The sequence below is a fragment of the Pantoea phyllosphaerae genome (genome assembly GCF_051025595.1).
Lineage (GTDB): Bacteria > Pseudomonadota > Gammaproteobacteria > Enterobacterales > Enterobacteriaceae > Pantoea.
Genome location: NZ_JBPFDE010000004.1, coordinates 156,684 through 179,446, shown reverse-complemented (window position 1 = coordinate 179,446; position 22,763 = coordinate 156,684). Strand labels below are relative to the sequence as shown.

The window sequence follows — 22,763 nt, the reverse complement described above, 5'->3', positions numbered from 1 at the left end:
ACATTCCAGATAAGAGAAAAGAGCACGGTCCCTCACTGCACTGGGAATATTCACGCAAGGAACAAGGAGAATGCGATATGCAAAAAAGGAGTGAAGACTGGCATCCCGCCGATGTAATTGCTGCGCTGCGCAGACGCGGCACGACGCTGGCGGCGTTGTCACGCCAGGCGGGCTTGAGTTCATCTACGCTGGCCAATGCCCTTTCGCGTCCCTGGCCGAAAGGAGAGTGGCTAATTGCGGAGGCAATTGACGTCCATCCCGCCGAGATCTGGCCAAGCCGCTACTACGATCCGCACACCCATCTGCTGCTGGATCGCAAAAAGCGTATTCGATCCCCCGCCGGAGACGAGAAGCGCAAGCAGGATCCCGCCAGCGCCTGAGGATCGAACAGGCAAAAAAAACCAGCCGCGCTGCCGTGGCTGGTTTTTTATTCGCGCGGCGTTTACTCAGCGCTCACGCGTTCAATCTGCGCGCCCATCGCCTTCAGTTTATCTTCGATGTGCTCATAGCCGCGATCGATATGGTAGATGCGATCCACCAGCGTCGTGCCTTCGGCGATGCAGCCTGCCAGCACCAGGCTCGCCGACGCCCGCAGATCGGTTGCCATCACCTGCGCGCCGGAAAGTTTTTCCACGCCGTGGCAGATGGCGGTATTGCTCTCAATTTCCGCGTGCGCGCCCATACGGATCAGCTCGGGAATATGCATAAAGCGGTTTTCAAAAATGGTTTCGGTGATGACGCCCGTGCCTTCCGCTACCAGGTTAAGCAGGGTGAACTGCGCCTGCATGTCAGTTGGGAAGCCCGGGTGCGGCGCCGTACGTACGTTGACCGCTTTAGGGCGTTTGCCGTGCATATCCAGGCTAATCCAGTCGTCGCCGGTTTCGATGTCGGCGCCCGCATCGCGCAGCTTCGCCAGAACGGCGTCCAGCGTATCCGGCTGGGTGTTGTGACAGAGCACTTTACCGCCTGAGATGGCTGCCGCCACCAGGAAAGTGCCGGTTTCGATGCGGTCCGGCAGGACGCGATAGACGCCGCCGCCCAGGCGTTCAACGCCTTCAATGGTGATCTTGTCGGTGCCTGCGCCGCTGATCTTCGCGCCCAGCGTAATCAGGAAGTTGGCCGTATCGACAATTTCCGGCTCGCGCGCCGCGTTCTCGATAATGGTGACGCCGGTAGCCAGCGTCGCCGCGCTCATGATGGTCACGGTCGCGCCTACGCTCACTTTATCCATCACGATATGCGCGCCTTTCAGGCGGCCGTCGACAGAGGCCTTAACGTAGCCCTCTTCCAGCTTGATTTCAGCGCCCAGCTGCTCCAGGCCCGTAATATGCAGATCGACCGGACGCGCGCCGATGGCGCAGCCGCCCGGCAGAGAGACCTGGCCCTGGCCGAAGCGCGCGACCAGCGGACCGAGCGCCCAGATAGAAGCGCGCATGGTTTTCACTAATTCGTACGGCGCGCAGAAAATATCGACCTTGCTGGCGTCGACGTGGACGGAGCCGTTGCGCTCAACTTTCGCACCCAGCTGGCTTAGCAGCTTCATTGTGGTATCGATATCGCGCAGCTTCGGCACGTTCTGGATCTCGACCGGCTCTTCAGCCAGCAGCGCAGCAAACAGAATCGGCAGTGCGGCATTTTTCGCCCCGGAAATGGTGACTTCACCACTCAGGCGGGTGGGGCCTTGCACACGAAATTTGTCCATTAACACGGCTCTCAATTAACTAAAGACGGGAAGAGCTCGCCAGCGGCGAGCGCCCATGATGAAGGCTCAAAAACCGTTAAGTTTACGGTCGCGCGCCCATTCAGCAGGGGTATAAGTTTTAATGGAGACAGCATGAATGCGGTTGTCGGCGATATATTCCATCAGCGGCGCGTAAACGGCCTGCTGTTTTTTCACGCGGCTCAGCTCGCCAAACATTTCACCTACGGCAATGACCTGAAAGTGGCTGCCATCGTTGCTCATCACATGGACTTCGTCCAGCGGCAGCGCTTTCATCAGCACGGCCTGAATTTCACTGTTTTCCATTGCTCATTACTTAAGTTGTAAAGAATAAAGGGTGACATCTTAGAGGAAAGCGGCGGACTCTTAAACATGCAAAAGCCCCTGCCAGAAACAGGGGCTTAAGAGTGTGGGAAAGCGGTCAGCTGCTTTTTTCCGCAGAAACAATAATCTGCTGAAGATTGTAGAGAGTAATCAGCGACTGCAATTTCTCGCTGATGCCGCTAAAACGCGGCGTGACGCCCTGAGCGCGGGCGATTTCGCGCAGGTGCACCAGCAACGCCAGACCGGCTGAGTCGACGCGCGCCAGTCCGGAAACGTCGATAATCTCTGCTTTGTCGATCAGCGTGTCACGCTGCTGCCAGAGCGCCAGCAGCGTATCGCGGTTCAGTTCGCCGTACAGCGACAGCGTGCTGGCGTCACGCTGCCAGCGTAATGACTCATGCATCGTTACTGTTTATCCAGCGTAATCGGCTGTGCCGCAGAGCTTTTCAGCTGTGCTGTCAGGCCATCAATGCCTTTGGTACGCAGCAAGTCGCCCCACTCGTTCTGTTTAGTGGTGATCATGCTGACGCCTTCCGCCACCATGTCATACGCCTGCCAGTTGCCACTCTGGCTGTTTTTACGCCACTGAAAATCCAGGCGAACAGGCGGACGACCGTTGGGGTCCACGATGGTGACGCGAATCGCAACGATATTCTTGCCGTCGAGCGGCTGCTCCGGCTGAATCTGGTAAGTCTGACCGTGATAAAGCGCCAGCGCCTGGCCGTAAGCCTGAGCCAGATAGTCGCCAAATGCGGCGAAATAGGCATCGCGCTGCGCTGGCGTCGCCTCACGATAGTAGCGGCCCAGCACCAGCGCGCCGGCGTACTTGATTTGCACATAGGGCAGCAGCTCCTGACGAACGATATCGCGCAGGTAATTAGGATTCTGCTTGATTTTTGGCTGCTCGTTTTTAAGACGCGTAAAGGTCTTGGCCGCCGCCTCATTCATCAGCTTGTAAGGATTGCTTTGGTCGACGGCATTTGCCGTGGCCAGCGGCGCAACCACCAGCATGGCAATCATCAGGAAACGTTTAAACATCGTTTTTTACCTCTCAGGGTTGAGCCGGGGCAGCAGGCGCACTCTCGTCGCCCTGCGTACCCTTGTTATCCGCATCGTTTTTCTTGTCACCGCTCTTGTACAGGAACTGACCTATCAGGTCCTCCAGTACCATTGCCGATTTGGTATCGCGCAGCGTGTCGCCGTCTTTCAACATCGCCGAGCCCAGCTCGGGATCGTCAAAGCCCAGATTCAACGCTAAAAACTGCTCGCCGAGTAAGCCCTGGGTGCGGATCGCCAGCGAGCTGGTATCGGAAATCTTGTCGGCGTACTCGTCGCTGATCGCCATGGTGACGCGCGGTAACAGCGTTTTAGGTTCCAGGGAGATATCAGTGACGCGGCCGATCACCACGCCGCCGATTTTAACCGGCGAGCTGACTTTCAGGCCGCCGATATTATCGAAGGTAGCGTAAAGCTGCCAGGTCGGCTGCGTGCCGAGCGACTTAAGATCCGCCACGCGCAGGCAGAGAAACAGCATCGCCACCAGCGCCAGAAGCATAAACACGCCAACCCAAATTTCGCTTTTTTTGCTTTGCATTGCATTAGTTCCCAAACATCAGTGCTGTCAGCACAAAATCCAGACCGAGTACCGCCAGCGAGGCGTGCACCACGGTGCGCGTCGTCGCGCGGCTAATCCCTTCAGAGGTCGGAATCGCGTCGTAACCGTTAAACAGCGCGATCCAGGTGACCGTCACGGCAAAAACGGCGCTTTTAATAATGCAGTTGATGACGTCAGTACGAAAATCGACCGCGTTTTGCATCGCCGACCAGAAAAAGCCGGGATCGATGCCTTTCCAGCTCACGCCGACCAGCGCACCGCCAGCGATGCCGACGGCGGTAAAAATTAGCGTCAGAAGCGGCATGCTGATAAAGCCCGCCCAGAAGCGCGGCGAGACAACGCGGCGCAGCGGATCGACCGCCATCATCTCCATACTGGAGAGCTGTTCGGTCGCCTTCATCAGGCCAATCTCCGCCGTCAACGCCGATCCGGCCCGGCCGGCGAACAGCAGCGCGGTCACTACCGGTCCCAGCTCGCGCAGCAGCGACAGCGCCACCAGCATGCCGAGACTGGTTTCCGCGCTGTAGGTGGTCAGCACCAGATAGCCCTGCAGCCCCAGCACCATGCCAATAAACAGCCCGGACACGACGATAATCAACAGCGATAAGACGCCGACGCTGTAAAGCTGTTTGATCAGCAGCGGCGTGTGTTTACGAAAGGCGGGTTTCCCTACCAGCGCGTGAAACAGCATTAAACCTGCCCGACCAAAGGTGGAGCAGGTATTGATTCCCCGGCGTCCTAATGACGCCAGCGCCTTTAACAACATTGGCTTACACTCTCCCTGAGCCGGTTAAGTCGGCAAGATAGTCCCCGGCGGCAAACCGGAACGGGACAGGTCCGTCCGCGATCCCATCCAGAAACTGACGCACGCGCGGGTCAGGGTTTTGCCGCAGCTCCGGTGTACTGCCCTGCGCAATGATTTTCTGGCCTGCCACAATATAGGCTCTGTCGGCGATGCTGAGCACCTCTGGCACATCGTGCGATACCACAATGCAGGTGAGGCCCAGCGAATGGTTGAGCTCGTCGATCAGCTTGACCAGCACGCCCATGGTAATGGGATCCTGGCCAACAAACGGTTCGTCAAACATGATGAGCTCCGGCTCAAGCGCGATAGCGCGCGCCAGCGCGGCACGCCGCGCCATGCCGCCAGAGAGTTCTGCCGGCTTCAGCTGCGCCGCGCCGCGCAGTCCTACCGCTTCCAGCTTCATCATCACCGTGCTGTGCAGCAGCGCAGCGGGCAGTTGCGTATGCTCGCGCAATGGCCAGGCCACATTTTCATATACCGTCAGGTCGGTGAACAGCGCGCCGGACTGGAACAGCATGCTCATCTTTTTGCGGGTTTCGTAAAGCTTCGCGCGGGACAGGCTGGGAATATTTTCACCACGAAACCAGATTTCCCCCCGATCGGGCTGCAGCTGGCCGCCAATCAGGCGCAGCAGCGTCGTTTTGCCTATGCCCGACGGCCCCATAATGGCCGTTACTTTTCCCTTTGGCACCGTCAGCGAAATATCGTCGAAAATCGGACGATCGCCGCGTGTAAAACTGACGCCACGAACCTCAACCAGGTTCGTTTCCTGTTGGTCCATTATTACCTCTTCTGTGGATCGGGCGTTATAAAGCCTACGATGGTAGCCTGTAATGCGCCAGTGCACGATAGCATTACAGAAACTTACCGCCTTCATTTGGCGAAAGCGGGCATAAAATTTACTTTTGCCGCTCAGACGGTCAAAATCAGCGCCTGTTTCTGATAACAGAAGCTGAAACCTGCCGCACAAGACGTGACGGCAACGCCTTTCATCCAAGGATTTTCCATGTTCGTAGCCGCTGCCCTGCTGATCGTTGGTTTGATTTTACTGGCTTATGGCGCCGATCGCCTGGTGTTTAGCGCCGCGATACTGTGTCGATCCTTTGGTATTCCGCCGCTGATCATCGGCATGACGGTCGTCAGTATCGGCACCTCGCTACCGGAGATGATCCTCTCTTTTTCGGCGGCGCAGCATGGCCAGATGGATCTCGCCGTTGGCACCGCGCTGGGTTCCAATATTACCAATATTTTACTGATCCTTGGCGGCGCGGCGCTACTGCACCCTCTGAATATCTACTCCAATCTGATCCGGCGCGAGCTGCCGCTGATGCTGCTGGTTTCGCTGCTCAGCGGCCTGATGCTGTTCGATAACTATCTGAGCCGCCTTGACGGCCTCGGCCTGATCGCCATCGCCATCGCCTATTTGCTGGTGGCAATCCGCTTCGCGCGCCGCGCCGAGCGGGACAATAGCGATACCCTGACACGCGAACAGCTCGCAGAGCTGCCGCGCGAAGAGAGCGGCAACACGGTAGCCTTTCTCTGGCTGGCGGTCGCGCTGATTATTTTGCCCATGGCGACGCGCATGGTAATCGACAACGCCACCGCCTTTGCCGATTATTTCGGCGTCAGCGAGCTGGTAATGGGCGCCACGCTGATCGCAGTAGGCACCAGCCTGCCGGAGCTGGCGACGGTGCTGGCGGGCGCGCTGAAAGGCGAGGACGATATCGCTATTGGCAATCTTATCGGCGCCAACATTTATAATATCGCCATCGTGCTGGGCTTACCGGCGCTGATCAATCCCGGTAGCGTGGACGAGCACGCCTTTGCGCGCGATTACTGGGTCATGCTGGCCGTCAGCGCGCTGTTCGCCCTGCTCTGCCTGCAGCGCCGCCGTCGCATTGGCCGCGTCGCAGGCGCTTTCTTACTCTGTGGTTTCATCGTCTGGGGCGCGCTTTTATGGGTTCAGCCCGCCTTCCTCGACGGATAACAAAGGACAGATTTGCCATGTCAACTCAGCTTTCAAACGCGAATTTCGACTTTCAGACGGCGGGAAAAGCGGTACTGCGCATCGAGCGTGAAGGTCTGGAGCAGCTGGACCAGTATATTAATGACGACTTTACCCGCGCCTGCGAGATGATCTATCGCTGCCAGGGCAAAGTGGTCGTCATGGGCATGGGCAAGTCGGGCCATATCGGCAAGAAGATGGCCGCCACCTTCGCCAGTACCGGTACCCCCGCCTTTTTCGTGCATCCCGGCGAAGCCAGCCACGGCGACCTGGGGATGGTCGGCCGCAACGATGTGGTGCTCGCTATCTCAAACAGCGGCGAGTCCAACGAGATTCTGGCGCTGATCCCGGTGCTGAAGCGTCAGCATGTGCCGCTTATCTGCCTTACCGGCCGCCCCGAGAGCGCCATGGGCCGCGCCGCCGACGTGCATCTGTGCGTAAAAGTCCCCCAGGAAGCTTGCCCGCTCGGGCTCGCCCCAACCAGCAGCACCACGGCGACGCTGGTCATGGGCGATGCGCTGGCGGTGGCGCTGCTGGAAGCGCGCGGTTTTACCGCGGAAGATTTCGCGCTGTCGCATCCAGGCGGCGCGCTGGGCCGCAAACTGCTGCTGCACGTCAGCGACATCATGCATAGCGGCGACGAAATCCCGCACGTGACGCGCGACGCCTCGCTGCGCGACGCGCTGCTGGAGATTACGCGTAAAAATTTAGGGCTGACGGTTATTGTCGACGATCTCATGAAGATCGAGGGCATTTTTACCGACGGTGACCTGCGCCGCATTTTCGATATGGGCATCGACTTTCAGAAGGCCACTATTTCGGAAGTGATGACGCGCGGCGGCATTCGGGTGCGCCCTAATATGCTGGCGGTCGAAGCGCTGAACCTGATGCAAAACAAAAACATTACCGCTGTGCTGGTGGCCGATGACGATCGTCTGCTCGGTGTGGTACATATGCATGACATGCTGCGCGCTGGCGTAGTCTGAACAGGAAATAAGAATGTCGGTAAATACTCCCCTGGTAGAAACCTGCTACGGCCCGGTCAGCGCGGAGGTGATGGCGCGCGCCGGTCAGATTCGCCTTCTGATTTGCGACGTCGACGGCGTGATGTCCGACGGCGTGATCTATATGGGTAATAACGGCGAAGAGCTGAAGGCTTTTAACGTGCGCGACGGCTACGGCATCCGCTGTTTGCTAACCTCTGATATAGAGGTGGCGATTATTACCGGACGCAACGCGCGTCTGATGGAGGATCGCTGCAAAACCTTAGGCATTCGTCATCTTTACCAGGGACAGTCCGATAAGCTTTTGGCCTATCGCGAACTTCTGGATAAACTGTCGCTTTCCGATGAGCAGGTCGCCTATATCGGCGATGACCTCATCGACTGGCCGGTGATGGCTCGGGTAGGACTGAGCGTGGCGGTAGCGGATGCGCATCCGGTATTGCTGCCGCGCGCCCATTACGTTACGCACATTGCAGGCGGACGCGGCGCAGTACGCGAACTTTGCGACCTGATTTTAATGGCGCAGAACAAATTTGAGGATGCCAAAGGGCAATCAGTATGAGTAAAAGCAGGCGTTGGATAACGCTGATTCTGGCCTTGATTGCGCTGGTGCTAATCGGCTGGAACCTGACCAGTCAGGATGAAAGCAGCGCGCCGGTCGCCGCTAACGACCAGGAGCCGACCTATACCAGCGCGAATTCGAACACCGTGGTCTACAACCCCCAAGGGGCGCTGGCTTACAAACTGGTGTCCGATAAAGTGACCTATTTCGCGGCGGATGAAGTGAGCTGGTTCGACAAGCCGGTTATGACCACCTACGACGAAAATAAAATGCCGACATGGTCGGTGCGCGCCGATAAAGCCAAATTAACCAAAGATCGTATGCTTTATCTGTATGGCCACGTCGAGGTGAATACCCTGACGCAGGATTCACAGCTGCAGCGCATCAAAACGGACAACGCGCAGGTCAACCTCATCTCGCAGGACGTGACCTCCGACGATCAGGTTACCTTGTTCGGGCGCGGTTTTAACTCTACCGGCATGAAGATGCGCGGGAATCTACGGACGAAAAACGCCGAGTTGATTGAAAAGGTCAAAACTTATTATGAAATTCAAAATGCACAACAACAGCCTTAAGTTTTTCCTGGTCGGCGCTCTGCTGGCGGCCAGCTTGCCCGCGCTGGCGGTGACCGGCGACTCGGACAAACCCGTTAACATCGACTCCGAAAACCAGGCGCTGGACCTGCAAGGCAATGTGGCGACCTTTACCGGCAACGTCATCGTGACCCAGGGAACGATCAAAATCACCGCCGATAAAGTGGTGGTAACGCGGCCTGGCGGCGACAGCAATAAAACCATCGTGGATGCCTACGGCAATCCTGCCACCTTCTATCAGATGCAGGATAGCGGCAAGCCTGTGCAGGGCCACGCCGCTAAGCTGCACTATGAGCTGGCGAAAGATTTTGTCGAGCTGACCGGCAACGCTTATATCGAGCAGCAGGACAGCAACATCAAAGGCGACCGTATAACCTATCTGGTCAAAGAGCAGAAAATGCAGGCCTACAGCCAGGGTCAGAGCAAGCGCGTCACCACCGTGCTGGTGCCGTCGCAGCTGCAGGACAAGAACGCTAACAGCCCGAAAAAGAGTAACTGATCGCTATGGCCACTTTAATCGCAGAAAATCTGGCGAAGGCGTATAAAGGCCGTCGCGTGGTGGAAGATGTCAGCCTGCAGGTGAAATCGGGCGAGATCGTCGGCCTGCTTGGCCCTAACGGCGCGGGCAAGACCACCACCTTCTACATGGTCGTCGGCATCGTACCGCGCGATGCGGGTCGCATCGTGATCGATGAGGATGATATCAGCATCCTGCCGCTGCACGCCCGCGCGCGTCGCGGCATCGGCTACTTGCCGCAGGAGGCGTCGATTTTTCGCCGCCTCAGCGTCTACGACAACCTGATGGCGGTGCTGCAAATTCGCGACGATCTCACCGAAGAGCAGCGTCAGGATCGCGCTAACGAGCTGATGGATGAGTTCCATATCGCCCATCTGCGCGACAGCATGGGTCAGGCGCTGTCGGGCGGCGAGCGCCGCCGCGTCGAGATTGCGCGCGCGCTGGCCGCTAATCCTAAATTTATCCTGCTGGATGAGCCCTTCGCCGGCGTCGATCCCATCTCGGTTATCGATATAAAAAAAATCATTGAGCATCTGCGCGACAGCGGGCTTGGCGTGCTGATTACCGACCATAACGTACGTGAAACCCTGGCGGTTTGCGAACGCGCCTATATCGTCAGCCAGGGGCGTCTTATCGCTCACGGCACGCCGAATGAAATTCTTGAAGATGAGCAGGTTAAACGGGTTTATTTGGGCGAAGAGTTCAGACTCTGATAAGGTGTCGTTAATACGATGTTTGCTTAGGAAATCCCGTCCTGAATATGAAGCAAGGTTTGCAACTCAGGTTCAGCCAACAGCTGGCGATGACTCCGCAGCTGCAGCAGGCCATTCGGCTGCTGCAGCTCTCTACGCTTGAGCTGCAACAAGAGCTGCAGCTGGCGCTGGAGAGTAATCCGCTGCTGGAACAGGCTGAAATGCATGAAGAGATCGACAGCCGCGACTATCAGGAAGATGAGGTGCTGGACACGCGCGAGGCGCTTGAACAGAAAGAGCTGCCGGACGATTTGCCGCTCGACGCCACCTGGGACGAAATGTATACCGCAGGCACCCCTTCCGGCACCGGTACTGACTATCAGGATGATGAGCTGCCGGTCTATCAGGGCGAAACGACTCAGTCGCTGCAGGATTACCTGATGTGGCAGGTAGATTTAACGCCCTTTACCGATACCGATCGCGCTATCGCCACCTCGATCGTCGACGCCATCGACGATACTGGTTATCTTACCGTTTCGCTTGAGGAGATCCTCGACAGCATGGGCGATGAAGAGCTGGCGCTGGATGAGGTCGAGGCGGTGCTGAAGCGTATTCAGCGCTTCGATCCGGTGGGGGTTGGCGCGCGCGATCTGCGCGACTGCCTGCTGGTGCAGCTTTCCCAGTTCGCGCCGACCACGCCGATGCTGGCCGAGGCGCGCCTGATCGTCAGCAATCATCTCGACCTGCTGGCCAACCACGATTTCCGCAGCCTGATGCGCGTCACCCGCTTCAAAGAAGTTGTGCTGAAAGAGGCGATGCTGCTGATTCAGTCGCTGGATCCGCGTCCTGGCCAGTCGGTGCAGACCGGCGAGCCGGAATATGTCATTCCCGATGTGCTGGTGCGTAAGGTCGGCAAGCGCTGGACGGTGGATCTCAACGCCGATAGCGTGCCGCGTCTCAGGATCAATCAGCATTACGCCGCTATGGGCGGCGCGGCGCGGAACGACAGCGACAGTCAGTTTATCCGCACTAATCTGCAGGAAGCGCGCTGGCTGATCAAAAGTCTGGAAAGCCGCAACGATACGCTGCTGAAAGTCACGCGCTGCATCGTTGAGCAGCAGCAGGCCTTTTTCGAACAGGGCGAAGAGTTTATGCGTCCTATGGTGCTGGCGGATATCGCCCAGGCCGTGGATATGCATGAGTCCACCATCTCTCGCGTGACCACGCAGAAATACCTGCACAGCCCGCGCGGCATCTTTGAACTTAAATATTTTTTCTCCAGCCATGTGAATACCGAAGGCGGCGGCGAAGCCTCTTCTACGGCGATCCGCGCGCTGGTGAAAAAATTAATCTCGGCGGAGAATCCCGCTAAACCCTTGAGCGACAGCAAGCTCACCACCATGTTATCTGAACAGGGCATTATGGTGGCGCGCCGGACCGTCGCTAAATATCGCGAGTCTTTATCTATCCCGCCCTCCAACCAGCGTAAACAGCTGGTTTGACCGAAATGAGAAGGAAGACCTATGCAGCTAAACCTCACTGGGCAAAACGTTGAAATCACTGAACCACTGCGTGAGTTCATCAATACGAAATTTGCCAAACTGGAACACTACTTCGATCGTATTAATCAGGTTTATATTGTTCTGAAAGTGGAAAAGGTCACTCAGGTTGCAGAGGCGACTTTGCACGTCAACGGCGGCGAGCTGCACGCCACGTCGGAAGCGGAAGATATGTATGCGGCGCTTGACGGACTGGTGGATAAACTCGCCCGTCAGCTCACCCGGCATAAAGACAAACTGAAAAAACACTAACCTTCACGCTTGCAGCGCGCCTGTCGCGCGCTCAGGGCGGTCAGGATGGGGCGGATTTACCGCCCCGTTTTGCCATCTGTGCAAGCGCCACGGGATACCGCGCGGCTGTTTAGCGCGGCAGGCCCGCGGCTCTGTGAACTCGCAAGTGAAACGACAATGAACAACGATCTGACACTGGAACTGAGCACCGTGCTGACGCCGGACTGTACGCGCAGCGGCGTACACTGCCAGAGTAAAAAGCGCGCGCTGGAAATTATCAGCGAGCTGGCAGCGAAGCAGCTTAATCTGCCGCATCAAACGCTGTTTGAAGCGATCCTGACCCGTGAACGCATGGGCAGCACCGGTATCGGCAACGGTATCGCCATTCCGCACGGTAAGCTGGAAGAGGACACGCTGCGCGCCGTCGGTGTTTTTATCAGTCTCGACCAGCCTATCGCATTCGATGCGGTAGATAACCAGCCGGTCGACCTGCTGTTTGCGCTGCTGGTGCCAGCAGATCAGTGCAAAACCCATCTGCACACCCTGTCTCTGGTCGCGAAACGCCTGGCGGATAAGACCGTGTGTCGCCGCCTGCGTGCGGCACAGAGCGATGAAGAACTCTACGCCATTATTACAGAAGCTCCAGAGGAGCAGTAACGCGCGCTGCGCTTTTACCGGCGTGCGCGCCGGTTTAAAACGGGAGAGAAGGTCATGGTGCTGATGATCGTTAGCGGTCGGTCAGGCTCAGGAAAGTCGGTGGCGCTTCGCGCGCTGGAAGATATGGGGTTCTACTGCGTTGATAACCTGCCCGTGGTGCTGCTGCCCGAGCTGGCGAATTCGCTGGTGGAGCGCAATATTTCGGCCGCCGTCAGCATTGATGTGCGCAATATGCCGGAGTCGCCAGAGGTATTCGAACATGCGCTGAACAATCTGCCGGATGCCTTTTCGCCGCAGCTGCTGTTTCTGGACGCCGATCGCAATACGCTAATCCGCCGCTATAGCGACACGCGCCGCCTGCACCCGCTCTCCAGCAAAAATCTGTCGCTGGAAAGCGCTATCGATGAAGAGAACGATCTGCTGGAGCCGCTGCGCTCCCGTGCCGATTTAATTATCGATACCTCTGAAATGTCGGTCCACGAGCTGGCCGAGATGCTGCGCACGCGCCTGCTGGGCAAGCGCGAACGCGAACTGACCATGGTATTTGAGTCTTTCGGCTTTAAGCACGGCATCCCCATCGACGCCGACTACGTTTTCGACGTGCGCTTTTTGCCCAACCCGCACTGGGATCCCAAACTGCGGCCGATGACCGGCCTCGATCGCCCGGTGGCGGCGTTTCTCGATCGCCATACTGAAGTACACAACTTTATCTATCAGACGCGCAGCTATCTTGAGCTTTGGCTGCCGATGCTGGAAACCAACAACCGCAGCTATCTGACCGTTGCCATCGGCTGCACCGGCGGTAAACACCGTTCGGTCTATATTGCCGAACAGCTGGCGGATTACTTCCGCTCACGCGGCAAAAACGTGCAGTCACGCCATCGTACGCTGGAAAAACGCAAATCATGACCGTCAAACAAACTGTGGAAATCAAAAATAAGCTGGGCATGCACGCGCGTCCGGCCATGAAGCTGTTTGAGCTGGTACAGAGCTTTGATGCCGACGTGCTGCTGCGTAACGAATCCGGCACCGAGGCGGAGGCCAGCAGCGTCATCGCCCTGCTGATGCTCGACTCGGCGAAAGGCGGCCATATTGAGATTGAAGCCAGCGGCCCGGAAGAGCGTCAGGCGCTGGCTGCCGTCATCGAACTTTTCGAGGCTGGCTTCGACGAAGAGTAAAGGCTAGTTGAGATGATGGCGCTGTAAAAAGCCTTCTCCACCTAGCTGGCGCATCTGGCGCATAATCCACTGCTGACGCTGCCGCACATAGCCTGAGGGGGCGTCAGCGCGAAAACGGATGGGGTTCGGCAGCACCGCCGCCAGCAGCGCCGCTTCCGACAGGGTTAATCGACTGGCAGGCTTGTGAAAATAGCGCTGCGCCGCCGCCTCCACGCCGAAGGTACCCTGACCGAACTCAGCGATATTCAGATAGACCGTCAGGATGCGACGCTTGGTCCAGACGGTTTCGATGCCGACCGTTAAACCCGCTTCCAGCCCTTTCCGCACCCAACTGCGTCCATCCCAGAGAAAGAGATTTTTCGCCGTTTGCTGCGACAGCGTCGAGGCACCGCGCATTCGCTCGCTTTCGCTGTCCAGCGCCGTTTCAATCGCGTCGACGTCAAAACCCCAGTGCTCGGGAAACTTTTGGTCTTCTGCGGCGATCACCGCCAGCGCCATCCAGGGCGATATGTCGTCATGCCCCGCCCAGTCGGCGTGCGCGACGTAATGAAAATCGCCGCGCAGCCAGGCACCAATTTGCCGTTCCGCCATTACCGCTGAAAACGGCACCGGCAGAAAGGAAAACAGAATAATTCCTGCGACCCAGATACCGACTACAGCGATCGCTGCGCCAGTAACAGCGCGCTTAAGGCGTTGCCAGCGCTTTCCTTTATTCTTGCTCATGCAATCTTCTCTTACCTGTTCCCTGCATTAATCAATTTCCGACGTGATGAAAGCCGCGTCTTGGTCAAAATCGCTGAAGAAGTGCCAAAAGATGCGCGTAAGATAACCGCCACCACGAGATTTTACCGCCAAAATATTAAAACAGATCCAGTGACATCAAGCACTTCCGCAAAAAAGGAATCGGTTCCATACCTGCTGCATGCTTATCCCTTTTTACGCCCTTTACTTAATTATTTGTGATAAGCGCCGCCTTGAATGATTCAACTTTCTAAACTGTGCCAGATTCCGCACTGTTGCGCTTTTCACCAATTGAAGCTAACGGTTACACAGCTGACAACTTTATGCCCTAAGTTTGATTTCCCGCATACTGGCTCAACCATTAAAACTGACGCGTCAACCGCTGTAAATTTACAGGACTCAATTCAAAACTGGAACTTTAAAGGCGCGCTTTCCAAAACGTTTTGGATAAGATTGAGATAAGTGCATTTTAAACCTTATATTTCATTGAGTTATCATGACTATGGCTACCAAAAACCGCTTTAAGCCTTTTTCCCTGGCTTAAGGCCATGTTCCGGTGGTTGCGGCTACCGAAAACCGCACAAAAAATGCAACAATTGGTCAAAATGAGCGCAATGCAACGCAGAAATTAATTCCTTACTTGACTGTGTTGCCAAATTAATGTTTTCTGTATTTAAACGCTGCTCAACATCACACATTTTAATGAATCTTTACCTGGTCATTGATGAATTTGCTAAGGTGATGGCAGACGTTAACCGATACCACGCTGCTGCATTTAAACGCCTCCAAGTAGAGCAACAGCGACTTTTTCCCTGGTGTTGGCGCAGTATTCGCGCACCCCGGTCTTCGACTGGGGTCATTTTTTTTAGCCCCCCTGGTTTTCTCTTTCCACCACCCAGTCGCGCAATACCTGAACATCATGGCGCCATTCGCGCTTGAGCTCTTCGACCCATTCTCCTACGTTGTCCCACCATGCCGGCAGCTCCGGGCTTTGAATCTGTTTAGCCACCTGCTGCAGGTGCTGTAGCCCAACCGATCCCGCCGCGCCTTTGATTTTGTGCCCCTCTTCCGCAATACCTTTCTGGTCGCGCGCCATCAAATTTGAATCGAGCACCTCCAGATAGCCAGGCATCATCTGTTCGAACATTGTCAGGCTCTGTGTAATCAGGCTGGGGCCCACTAGTTCAATATATTGTTCCAGCATAGGCACATCCAGCAGCGCGCGCGTCTTGCCATCGATTTCCGGGTGGTCAGCACCCGCCTCTTCGTTCTGATGATCCCAGAACTTTTTGATCATGGCGGTCAGCGCCGGCACGGAGAGCGGTTTGCTCAGCACATCGTCCATACCGGCCTCCAGATACTCTTTTTTGTCTTTGAGCACGTTGGCGGTGAGCGCCACCAGCGGCGGCAGGCTAGCGTCCGGATAGCGCTGATGGATAGCGCGCGAGACGTCGAGACCCGTCATATCCGGTAGCTGGATATCCAGCAGGGCGAGATCAAATTCCAGCGGATCAAACATCTCCAGCGCAGCCTGGCCGGTCATGGCGACCTCGACGCTGCAGCCAAGCTTCTCCAGCACTGAACGCGCCACGATCACGTTCAGTTCGATATCTTCCACCAGCAATACGTGCAGCGCTGGCAGCGGCATGCTGCTGTCTCTGCTGTCATCCTCTACCTCTTCGGCCACGCGCGGCGCCTTAATCAGTACGGTAAAGCATGAGCCCTGCCCCGGCGCGCTGCGTACGGTAATATCGCCGCCCATCGCCTGCGCCAGACGACGCGATACCGCCAGCCCGATGCCGGTGCCAGTCGCAGGCTTGCCGCCGTGCTGATCTTTTACCTGGTAATACATGGCGAAGATCTTGTCCTGCTCTTCCTGCGGAATGCCCTGCCCCGAGTCTTCAACCTCAAAGCGCAGCGTCTCGTTCGATTCATAGGCGACGCGCACCACAATTTCGCCCTGCTGGGTGAACTTCACTGCGTTGCCGATCAGGTTCCACAGGATCTGACGCAGGCGCGTGCCGTCGGCGCAAATCTTGTGCGGCAGCGGCAAATCAGGCGCCATCACGAACTTAAGCCCTTTCGGCTGCGCCAGCAGCCCGGAAAGGTTCTCCAGATCCGCCAGGAAGCCGGTGAAGTCGAGCGGCTGGTTATCCAGCTGCACCTTGCGGCGCTCGATCTTGTCGACCTCAATGACGTCATTGAAGATGTTGCCGAGCGTAATGGCAGAGACGTGAATGGTTTTCAGGTATTTCAGCTGCTCCTGATTGAGATCGGTATCAAGCAAAATGCGGCTCAGGCCGACAATGCCGTTAAGCGGCGTACGCAGCTCGTGGCTGATCGTAGAGATAAAGGTGGTTTTCTCCCGGCTGGCGTTCTCCAGCGCGTCCTGGTAGCGCTTACGCTCGGTAATATCGCGGCCAAAGCCCATCAGGCCGCTGCGTTTGCCGACGCGGTCGTAGTAGGGCACTTTACGAATTTCAAAACAGGCTTTGCGCCCGTCCGGGTACTGCAGCCACTGCTCATAAGTGAGCGATACGTTATGGCGGAAAACTTTTTCATCCGTCTCCAGCACTTTGGTAGCCGCGTCGTCGTCGTAGATATCGCGCGGCGTCAGGCCAATCAGCTGCTTTTCGCTTTTGCCGGTCAGCAGCTCCATAGCGCGGTTACAGCCGGAGAACTGCTTGTCGATATTGCGGTAGAACACCAGATCGGGCGAAGCGTCGAGAAAAGAGCGAAGAAATGAAGATTGCTGTTCCAGTTCGATCTGCGCCTGTTCGCGGCGTGCCATCTCCTCGCGCAGCTTATCCATTACCTGCTCGCGCGCCTGCTCCGCCTTGATACGATCGTTAATTTCCTGATTGAGCTGGGTGATGGTCTCTTTCATTTGCTGATTGAGCTCTAAATCACGGGTGCGCATCTCCTCCAGCTTATCCACCAGCCGCGACAGACGCTGACGGGACTCCTCCAGCTGATCGACCACCACCGAGAGAAAGTAAACCGCCCAGGGTGTAATCAGCAGCCCGAAGAACACCGAACGCACCACGTCGATGCTTTCGACATGGCCGCGCAGCACCATGGTCACCGCCATCTGTACCACCATCGCCAGCACCACCAGCGCCGACGCCAGCAGCAGCGAAAAACGCACCAGTCCCAGCTTAACCATCAAATCAACATAATACTGCGCCAGCAGGCGAATCTGTTTCATACGAACTCCCTGGAAAAGAACAGGTTCATCATAACGTAATTACGCGACTGATGGCGCGGCGAAGCGCCGGAAAACGCGCGTTATGCCCCGTTATGGTGCATCTGACGCCACGATTGCCGACGATGCCTGCGCTGGCGCTAAATCACTTGACTAATTGCACCAACCGAATAATCTGGAGGGCCGCCTGCTTCTCGGCGACTGTGATCCAACCCTCTCTTTTTCTTTATTGACAGCCTCCCGTTGTCCCGCCCCCCTTTTTTCATTTGAATAGAAATTCATTTTAATTGCGTGAATAGTCGCACGCAGCCTGATTAATTTTACTTATGGCGCTGGCTCATTTGCGGCAAAAAGGCTGTTATAAGAAAAACAGATACATGATGTGCGGGAAATCTGCTATTCAGCACATTCTGCTGTCAAAGCACATCAAACCAGCACGCCTAAGGGATATGACCGCTGCATGACAGTGAGACAGTTCACATTTCGGCCGGGCAGACGCAGTGGCCGATCACCGCTTTTTTCGCATTAAAGACGATAAAATTCATATATTTAATTGATAACTCCTCGCTAAAAAGACGACCAGGAATGCTATTTGACCTTATTCCGCTTTCCCGATAAGTTGGAAATCCGCTGGAAGCTTTCTGGACGGGTACTCAACTCGTCATATTTATGCAGTAACAGAGATTCCCCCTGTAACAAGACCACGATGCTTGTGACAACGACGCCAAAGGCCAGACAGATGGGGCGACACAGGAGTGCAGCGCACGATGCGCGCCAGCCTGTCGCTTAGCACTTTCTGCGCCCGTAGCCCGACCAAAGGGAATCCACAGAGCCTGGGGAGGTTCACTGAAATGTTGTATGACAAATCCCTTGAAAAGGATAACTGTGGTTTCGGCCTCATCGCCCATATAGAAGGCGAACCTAGCCATAAGGTAGTGCGTACCGCTATCCATGCGCTGGCCCGTATGCAACACCGTGGCGCGATCCTTGCCGACGGCAAGACCGGCGACGGTTGTGGTCTGTTATTACAAAAACCTGACCGCTTCTTCCGCGTCGTTGCGGAAGAGAAAGGCTGGCGCCTGGCGAAAAACTACGCCGTAGGCATGCTGTTCCTTAGCCATGATGAGGAAGAGGCTCAGGCGAGCCGCCGCATTGTGGAAGAGGAAGTGGTCCGTGAAACCCTCTCTGTGGTCGGCTGGCGCGACGTGCCCGTCAATCAGGACGTCCTGGGAGAGATTGCCCTCTCCTCTATGCCGCGCATTCAGCAGCTCTTTATCAACGCCCCGGCCGGCTGGCGTCCGCGCGATATGGAGCGTCGCCTTTATATGGCGCGCCGCCGCGCGGAAAAGCGTATCGAACAAACCGATGATAAAGCGTTCTATATCTGCAGCTTCTCAAACCAGGTCAATATCTATAAAGGCCTGTGTATGCCGGCCGACCTGCCTCGCTTCTATCTCGATCTGGCGGATCTGCGCCTGGAATCGGCTATCTGCCTGTTCCACCAGCGCTTCTCCACCAATACCGTGCCGCGCTGGCCGCTGGCGCAGCCGTTCCGCTATATGGCGCACAACGGCGAAATCAATACCATTGCCGGTAACCGGCAGTGGGCGCGCGCGCGCGCCTATAAATTCAATACGCCGCTGATCCCCGACCTGCAGAACGCCGGGCCGTTCGTTAATGAAACCGGCTCCGACTCCAGTTCGATGGACAACATGCTGGAGCTGTTCCTGAACGGCGGCATGGACCTGGTGCGTGCGATGCGCCTGCTGGTGCCGCCCGCCTGGCAGAACAACCCGGATATGGATCCGGAGCTGCGCGCCTTCTTCGACTTCAACTCCATGCATATGGAGCCGTGGGACGGCCCGGCGGGCATCGTCATGTCCGACGGCCGCTACGCCGCCTGTAACCTTGACCGTAACGGCCTGCGCCCGGCGCGCTACGTGATCACCAAAGACAAGCTGATTACCTGCGCCTCCGAAGTTGGCATCTGGGATTATCAGCCGGATGAAGTGGTGGAGAAAGGCCGCGTCGGTCCGGGCGAGCTGATGGTGATCGACACCCGTATCGGGCGCATCCTCCATTCGGCGGAAACCGACAACGATCTGAAGAGTCGCCATCCCTATAAAGAGTGGATGGAGAAAAACGTTAAGCGTCTGGTGCCGTTCGAAGATCTGCCTGACGACCAGGTTGGCAGCCGCGAGCTGAACGATCCGCTGCTGGCGACCTATCAGAAGCAGTTCGGCTACAGCAGCGAAGAGCTCGACACTATTATTCGCGTGCTGGGCGAAAACGGCCAGGAAGCGGTCGGCTCGATGGGCGACGACACGCCGTTCGCCGTGCTCTCCAGCCGTCCGCGCATTATTTATGACTATTTCCGCCAGCAGTTCGCGCAGGTGACCAACCCGCCGATCGATCCGCTGCGTGAAAACCATGTGATGTCGCTGGCGACCAGCATCGGCCGCGAAATGAACGTCTTCTGCGAAGCGGAAGGTCAGGCGCATCGCGTCAGCTTTAAGTCCCCTATCCTGCTGTGGTCAGACTTTAATCAGCTGACCACCATGGAAGGCGAGTACTATCGCGCCGACACGCTCGACTGCACCTTCGACCCGGCGACGCAAACCCTGGAACAGGCGATGCACGTGCTGTGCGATGAGGCTGAACGCATGGTGCGCGACGGCACCGTGCTGCTGGTGCTCTCCGATCGCGCCATCGGCGAAAACCGCCTGCCGGTTCCGGCGCCGATGATCGTCGGCGCGGTGCAGACGCGTCTGGTTGAGAAAAACCTGCGCTGCGACGCCAACATTATTGTTGAAACCGCCAGCGCGCGCGATCCGCACCATTTTGCCGTACTGCTCGGCTTTGGCGCGACGGCTATCTATCCCTATCTGGCCTATGAGTCACTGGCGAAGATGGTTGACAGCAACGTGATCGAAAAAGATTATCGCGCGGTAATGCTGAACTACCGTAACGGCATCAATAAAGGCCTTTACAAGATCATGTCCAAGATGGGCATCTCGACCATCGCCTCCTATCGCTGCTCGAAACTGTTCGAAGCGGTGGGCCTGCATGCCGATGTCTCGCGCCTCTGCTTCCAGGGCGTGGTCAGCCGCATCAACGGCGCCAGCTTCGCCGACTTCCAGCAGGATCTGACCAACCTGGCGAAACGCGCCTGGCTGCAGCGCAAGCCGCTGGACCAGGGCGGCCTGCTGAAGTATGTGCACGGCGGCGAGTATCACGCCTATAACCCGGACGTGGTGGGTACGCTGCAACGCGCGGTAGAAAGCGGCGAATACAGCGACTATCAGGCCTATGCGAAGCTGGTAAACGAGCGCCCAGTGGCAACGCTGCGCGATCTGCTGGCGCTGCAGCCAGGCACTGAATCCGTTCACATTGATGAGGTCGAGCCGACCAGCGAGCTGTTTAAGCGTTTTGACACCGCGGCGATGTCTATCGGTGCACTCAGCCCAGAGGCGCATGAGGCGCTGGCCGAAGCGATGAACTCGCTCGGCGGCTACTCTAACTCTGGCGAAGGCGGCGAAGATCCGGCGCGCTACGGCACCAACAAAGTTTCGCGTATCAAGCAGGTCGCTTCCGGCCGCTTCGGCGTGACGCCAGCCTATCTGGCCAATGCCGACGTGATTCAGATTAAAGTGGCGCAGGGGGCGAAGCCAGGCGAAGGCGGCCAGCTGCCGGGCGACAAAGTCACGCCGTATATCGCGAAGCTGCGCTACTCCGTGCCGGGCGTCACGCTGATCTCCCCGCCGCCGCATCACGACATCTACTCGATCGAAGATCTGGCGCAGCTGATTTTCGACCTGAAGCAGGTGAATCCTAAAGCGATGATTTCGGTGAAGCTGGTCTCTGAACCAGGCGTCGGCACCATTGCAACCGGCGTAGCAAAAGCCTATGCCGACCTGATTACCATCGCCGGCTATGACGGCGGCACCGGCGCCAGTCCGCTAAGCTCGGTGAAATATGCGGGCTGCCCGTGGGAGCTCGGCTTGGTGGAAACCCAGCAGGCGCTGGTCTCCAACGGTCTGCGGCATAAGATCCGTCTGCAGGTCGACGGTGGCCTGAAAACCGGCCTCGACATTATTAAGGCGGCGATCCTCGGCGCGGAAAGCTTCGGCTTCGGCACCGGTCCGATGGTAGCGCTGGGCTGTAAATATCTGCGTATCTGTCACCTGAACAACTGCGCAACCGGCGTAGCAACCCAGGACGACAAGCTGCGTAAGAATCACTATCACGGCCTGCCCTTCAAGGTAACCAACTACTTTGAGTTCATTGCGCGTGAAACCCGCGAGCTGATGGCGAGCCTGGGCGTGAAACGCCTGACTGACCTGATCGGCCGCACCGATCTGCTGAAAGAGCTGGACGGCTTCACCGCCAAACAGCAGAACCTGGATCTCTCGTCGCTGCTGAAAACCGCGACGCCAATGCCGGGCAAAGCGCTGCACTGCACCGAAGGCAGCAACCCGCCTTTCGACAAAGGCGAGCTGAATAAAGCGCTGCACGACCAGGCGATGCCGTTTGTAGAAGCGAGACAGAGCAAGACCTTCTTCTTCGACATTCGCAACACCGACCGCTCCGTCGGCGCGACGCTCTCCGGCGCTATCGCGGCGATCCACGGCGATCAGGGGCTGGCGGCGGATCCGATCCGCGCGCACTTCTCCGGCACCGCCGGTCAGAGCTTCGGCGTATGGAACGCTGGCGGCGTCGAACTGACGCTGACCGGCGACGCCAACGACTACGTCGGCAAGGGAATGGCTGGCGGCATGCTGGCAATCCGTCCGCCGGTCGGCTCGGCGTTCCGCAGCCACGAAGCGACCATTGCGGGCAACACCTGCCTCTACGGCGCGACGGGCGGCAAGCTGTTTGCCGCAGGCCGCGCGGGCGAGCGTTTCGCCGTGCGCAACTCGGGCGCGATTACGGTGGTAGAAGGGATCGGCGACAACGGATGCGAATATATGACCGGCGGCATCGTCTGCGTGCTGGGCCGCACCGGCGTTAACTTCGGCGCCGGCATGACGGGCGGCTTCGCCTACGTGCTGGATGAAGACGGCGAGTTCCGCAAGCGCGTCAACCCGGAGCTGGTGGAAGTGCTCAACGTCGACGAGCTGGCGATCCATGAGGAACACCTGCGCGGCCTGATCACCGAGCATGTACAGCACACCGGCTCCAGCCGCGGCGAAGAGATCCTCGCCAACTGGCCGCTCTGGTCGTCGCGCTTCGCGCTGGTTAAACCGAAGTCCAGCGACGTCAAAGCGTTGCTGGGTCACCGCAGTCGTTCCGCAGCCGAGCTGCGCGTGCAGGCACAGTAATAGTTTGCTCCGTCCGGCGCGGCCCGCCGGACGG

At 57.4% G+C, this 22,763-nt stretch carries 22 protein-coding genes; 13 read left to right on the top strand and 9 right to left on the bottom strand.

The annotated features are described in order from the left end of the window. Positions 1 to 77: 77 nt before the first annotated feature. On the top strand, positions 78 to 380 hold the full coding sequence (locus ACR6A7_RS07875) for a helix-turn-helix domain-containing protein (protein ID WP_434124278.1): 303 nt from the start codon (positions 78 to 80) through the stop codon (positions 378 to 380). A gap of 62 nt (positions 381 to 442) precedes the next feature. On the opposite strand, the gene murA is transcribed toward ACR6A7_RS07875, so the two are convergent. From murA to mlaF, 7 genes are all read right to left on the bottom strand, one after another. Next, positions 443 to 1,702 (bottom strand): UDP-N-acetylglucosamine 1-carboxyvinyltransferase, encoded by a 1,260-nt coding sequence (murA, locus tag ACR6A7_RS07870; protein ID WP_434124277.1) that lies wholly within the window; start codon positions 1,700 to 1,702, stop codon positions 443 to 445. 66 nt (positions 1,703 to 1,768) lie between these two features. After that, positions 1,769 to 2,026, bottom strand: coding sequence for a BolA family iron metabolism protein IbaG (gene ibaG / locus ACR6A7_RS07865; RefSeq protein ID WP_033749277.1), 258 nt, complete (start codon positions 2,024 to 2,026; stop codon positions 1,769 to 1,771). A gap of 115 nt (positions 2,027 to 2,141) precedes the next feature. Continuing rightward, positions 2,142 to 2,447: a lipid asymmetry maintenance protein MlaB gene (mlaB, locus tag ACR6A7_RS07860; protein ID WP_033749276.1), complete on the bottom strand. Its 306-nt coding sequence runs from the start codon at positions 2,445 to 2,447 to the stop codon at positions 2,142 to 2,144. 2 nt (positions 2,448 to 2,449) lie between these two features. Then, positions 2,450 to 3,082 (bottom strand): phospholipid-binding protein MlaC, encoded by a 633-nt coding sequence (gene mlaC, locus ACR6A7_RS07855; protein ID WP_434124276.1) that lies wholly within the window; start codon positions 3,080 to 3,082, stop codon positions 2,450 to 2,452. Positions 3,083 to 3,095: 13 nt separating this feature from the next. Beyond that, positions 3,096 to 3,638, bottom strand: a complete 543-nt coding sequence (gene mlaD / locus ACR6A7_RS07850) for an outer membrane lipid asymmetry maintenance protein MlaD (RefSeq protein WP_434124275.1) — start codon at positions 3,636 to 3,638, stop codon at positions 3,096 to 3,098. Positions 3,639 to 3,642: 4 nt separating this feature from the next. Next, positions 3,643 to 4,425, bottom strand: a complete 783-nt coding sequence (gene mlaE, locus ACR6A7_RS07845; protein WP_033749272.1) for a lipid asymmetry maintenance ABC transporter permease subunit MlaE — start codon at positions 4,423 to 4,425, stop codon at positions 3,643 to 3,645. A 4-nt stretch (positions 4,426 to 4,429) separates the two neighbouring features. After that, the gene (gene mlaF, locus ACR6A7_RS07840; RefSeq protein WP_033749271.1) at positions 4,430 to 5,245 is read right to left on the bottom strand and encodes a phospholipid ABC transporter ATP-binding protein MlaF; all 816 of its coding nucleotides are present in this window, start codon (positions 5,243 to 5,245) and stop codon (positions 4,430 to 4,432) included. A 225-nt stretch (positions 5,246 to 5,470) separates the two neighbouring features. Here mlaF and ACR6A7_RS07835 point away from each other — a divergent pair, with 225 nt between their 5' ends. From ACR6A7_RS07835 to npr, 11 genes are all read left to right on the top strand, one after another. Continuing rightward, positions 5,471 to 6,451, top strand: a complete 981-nt coding sequence (locus ACR6A7_RS07835) for a calcium/sodium antiporter (RefSeq protein ID WP_434124273.1) — start codon at positions 5,471 to 5,473, stop codon at positions 6,449 to 6,451. Positions 6,452 to 6,468: 17 nt separating this feature from the next. Then, positions 6,469 to 7,455, top strand: a complete 987-nt coding sequence (gene kdsD, locus ACR6A7_RS07830) for an arabinose-5-phosphate isomerase KdsD (RefSeq protein ID WP_434124272.1) — start codon at positions 6,469 to 6,471, stop codon at positions 7,453 to 7,455. Positions 7,456 to 7,468: 13 nt separating this feature from the next. Further along, the gene (gene kdsC, locus ACR6A7_RS07825; protein ID WP_434124271.1) at positions 7,469 to 8,035 is read left to right on the top strand and encodes a 3-deoxy-manno-octulosonate-8-phosphatase KdsC; all 567 of its coding nucleotides are present in this window, start codon (positions 7,469 to 7,471) and stop codon (positions 8,033 to 8,035) included. After that, the gene (gene lptC, locus ACR6A7_RS07820; protein WP_434124270.1) at positions 8,032 to 8,610 is read left to right on the top strand and encodes an LPS export ABC transporter periplasmic protein LptC; all 579 of its coding nucleotides are present in this window, start codon (positions 8,032 to 8,034) and stop codon (positions 8,608 to 8,610) included. The genes kdsC and lptC overlap by 4 nt, the downstream gene beginning before the upstream one ends. Further along, entirely contained in the window at positions 8,579 to 9,127 is a 549-nt protein-coding gene (gene lptA / locus ACR6A7_RS07815; RefSeq protein WP_033749266.1) for a lipopolysaccharide ABC transporter substrate-binding protein LptA, read from the top strand. Before lptC ends, lptA begins: the two co-directional genes overlap by 32 nt. 5 nt (positions 9,128 to 9,132) lie before the next feature. Next, the gene (gene lptB / locus ACR6A7_RS07810) at positions 9,133 to 9,858 is read left to right on the top strand and encodes an LPS export ABC transporter ATP-binding protein (protein WP_033749265.1); all 726 of its coding nucleotides are present in this window, start codon (positions 9,133 to 9,135) and stop codon (positions 9,856 to 9,858) included. A 47-nt stretch (positions 9,859 to 9,905) separates the two neighbouring features. Then, positions 9,906 to 11,339 (top strand): RNA polymerase factor sigma-54, encoded by a 1,434-nt coding sequence (gene rpoN / locus ACR6A7_RS07805; RefSeq protein ID WP_434124269.1) that lies wholly within the window; start codon positions 9,906 to 9,908, stop codon positions 11,337 to 11,339. Between the two features lie 21 nt (positions 11,340 to 11,360). Next, the gene (gene hpf / locus ACR6A7_RS07800) at positions 11,361 to 11,648 is read left to right on the top strand and encodes a ribosome hibernation promoting factor (RefSeq protein ID WP_048784682.1); all 288 of its coding nucleotides are present in this window, start codon (positions 11,361 to 11,363) and stop codon (positions 11,646 to 11,648) included. Positions 11,649 to 11,804: 156 nt separating this feature from the next. Next, positions 11,805 to 12,284 carry a PTS IIA-like nitrogen regulatory protein PtsN gene (gene ptsN / locus ACR6A7_RS07795; RefSeq protein ID WP_033749262.1) on the top strand — a complete coding sequence of 160 codons (480 nt, stop codon included), beginning with the start codon at positions 11,805 to 11,807 and terminating at the stop codon, positions 12,282 to 12,284. A 54-nt stretch (positions 12,285 to 12,338) separates the two neighbouring features. Next, on the top strand, positions 12,339 to 13,193 hold the full coding sequence (gene rapZ, locus ACR6A7_RS07790) for an RNase adapter RapZ (protein WP_033749261.1): 855 nt from the start codon (positions 12,339 to 12,341) through the stop codon (positions 13,191 to 13,193). Next, positions 13,190 to 13,462 carry a PTS phosphocarrier protein NPr gene (npr, locus tag ACR6A7_RS07785; RefSeq protein ID WP_434124268.1) on the top strand — a complete coding sequence of 91 codons (273 nt, stop codon included), beginning with the start codon at positions 13,190 to 13,192 and terminating at the stop codon, positions 13,460 to 13,462. The genes rapZ and npr overlap by 4 nt, the downstream gene beginning before the upstream one ends. A 3-nt stretch (positions 13,463 to 13,465) precedes the next feature. On the opposite strand, the gene mtgA is transcribed toward npr, so the two are convergent. Together mtgA and arcB are read right to left on the bottom strand one after the other, a co-directional pair. Further along, on the bottom strand, positions 13,466 to 14,185 hold the full coding sequence (gene mtgA, locus ACR6A7_RS07780; RefSeq protein WP_434124266.1) for a monofunctional biosynthetic peptidoglycan transglycosylase: 720 nt from the start codon (positions 14,183 to 14,185) through the stop codon (positions 13,466 to 13,468). Between the two features lie 883 nt (positions 14,186 to 15,068). Further along, positions 15,069 to 17,411, bottom strand: coding sequence for an aerobic respiration two-component sensor histidine kinase ArcB (arcB, locus tag ACR6A7_RS07775; RefSeq protein WP_434124265.1), 2,343 nt, complete (start codon positions 17,409 to 17,411; stop codon positions 15,069 to 15,071). 848 nt (positions 17,412 to 18,259) lie between these two features. Between arcB and gltB the strand changes: the two genes are divergently transcribed. After that, complete coding sequence (gene gltB, locus ACR6A7_RS07770; RefSeq protein WP_434124264.1) at positions 18,260 to 22,729, top strand: glutamate synthase large subunit; 4,470 nt, start codon at positions 18,260 to 18,262, stop codon at positions 22,727 to 22,729. Positions 22,730 to 22,763 lie beyond the last annotated feature (34 nt).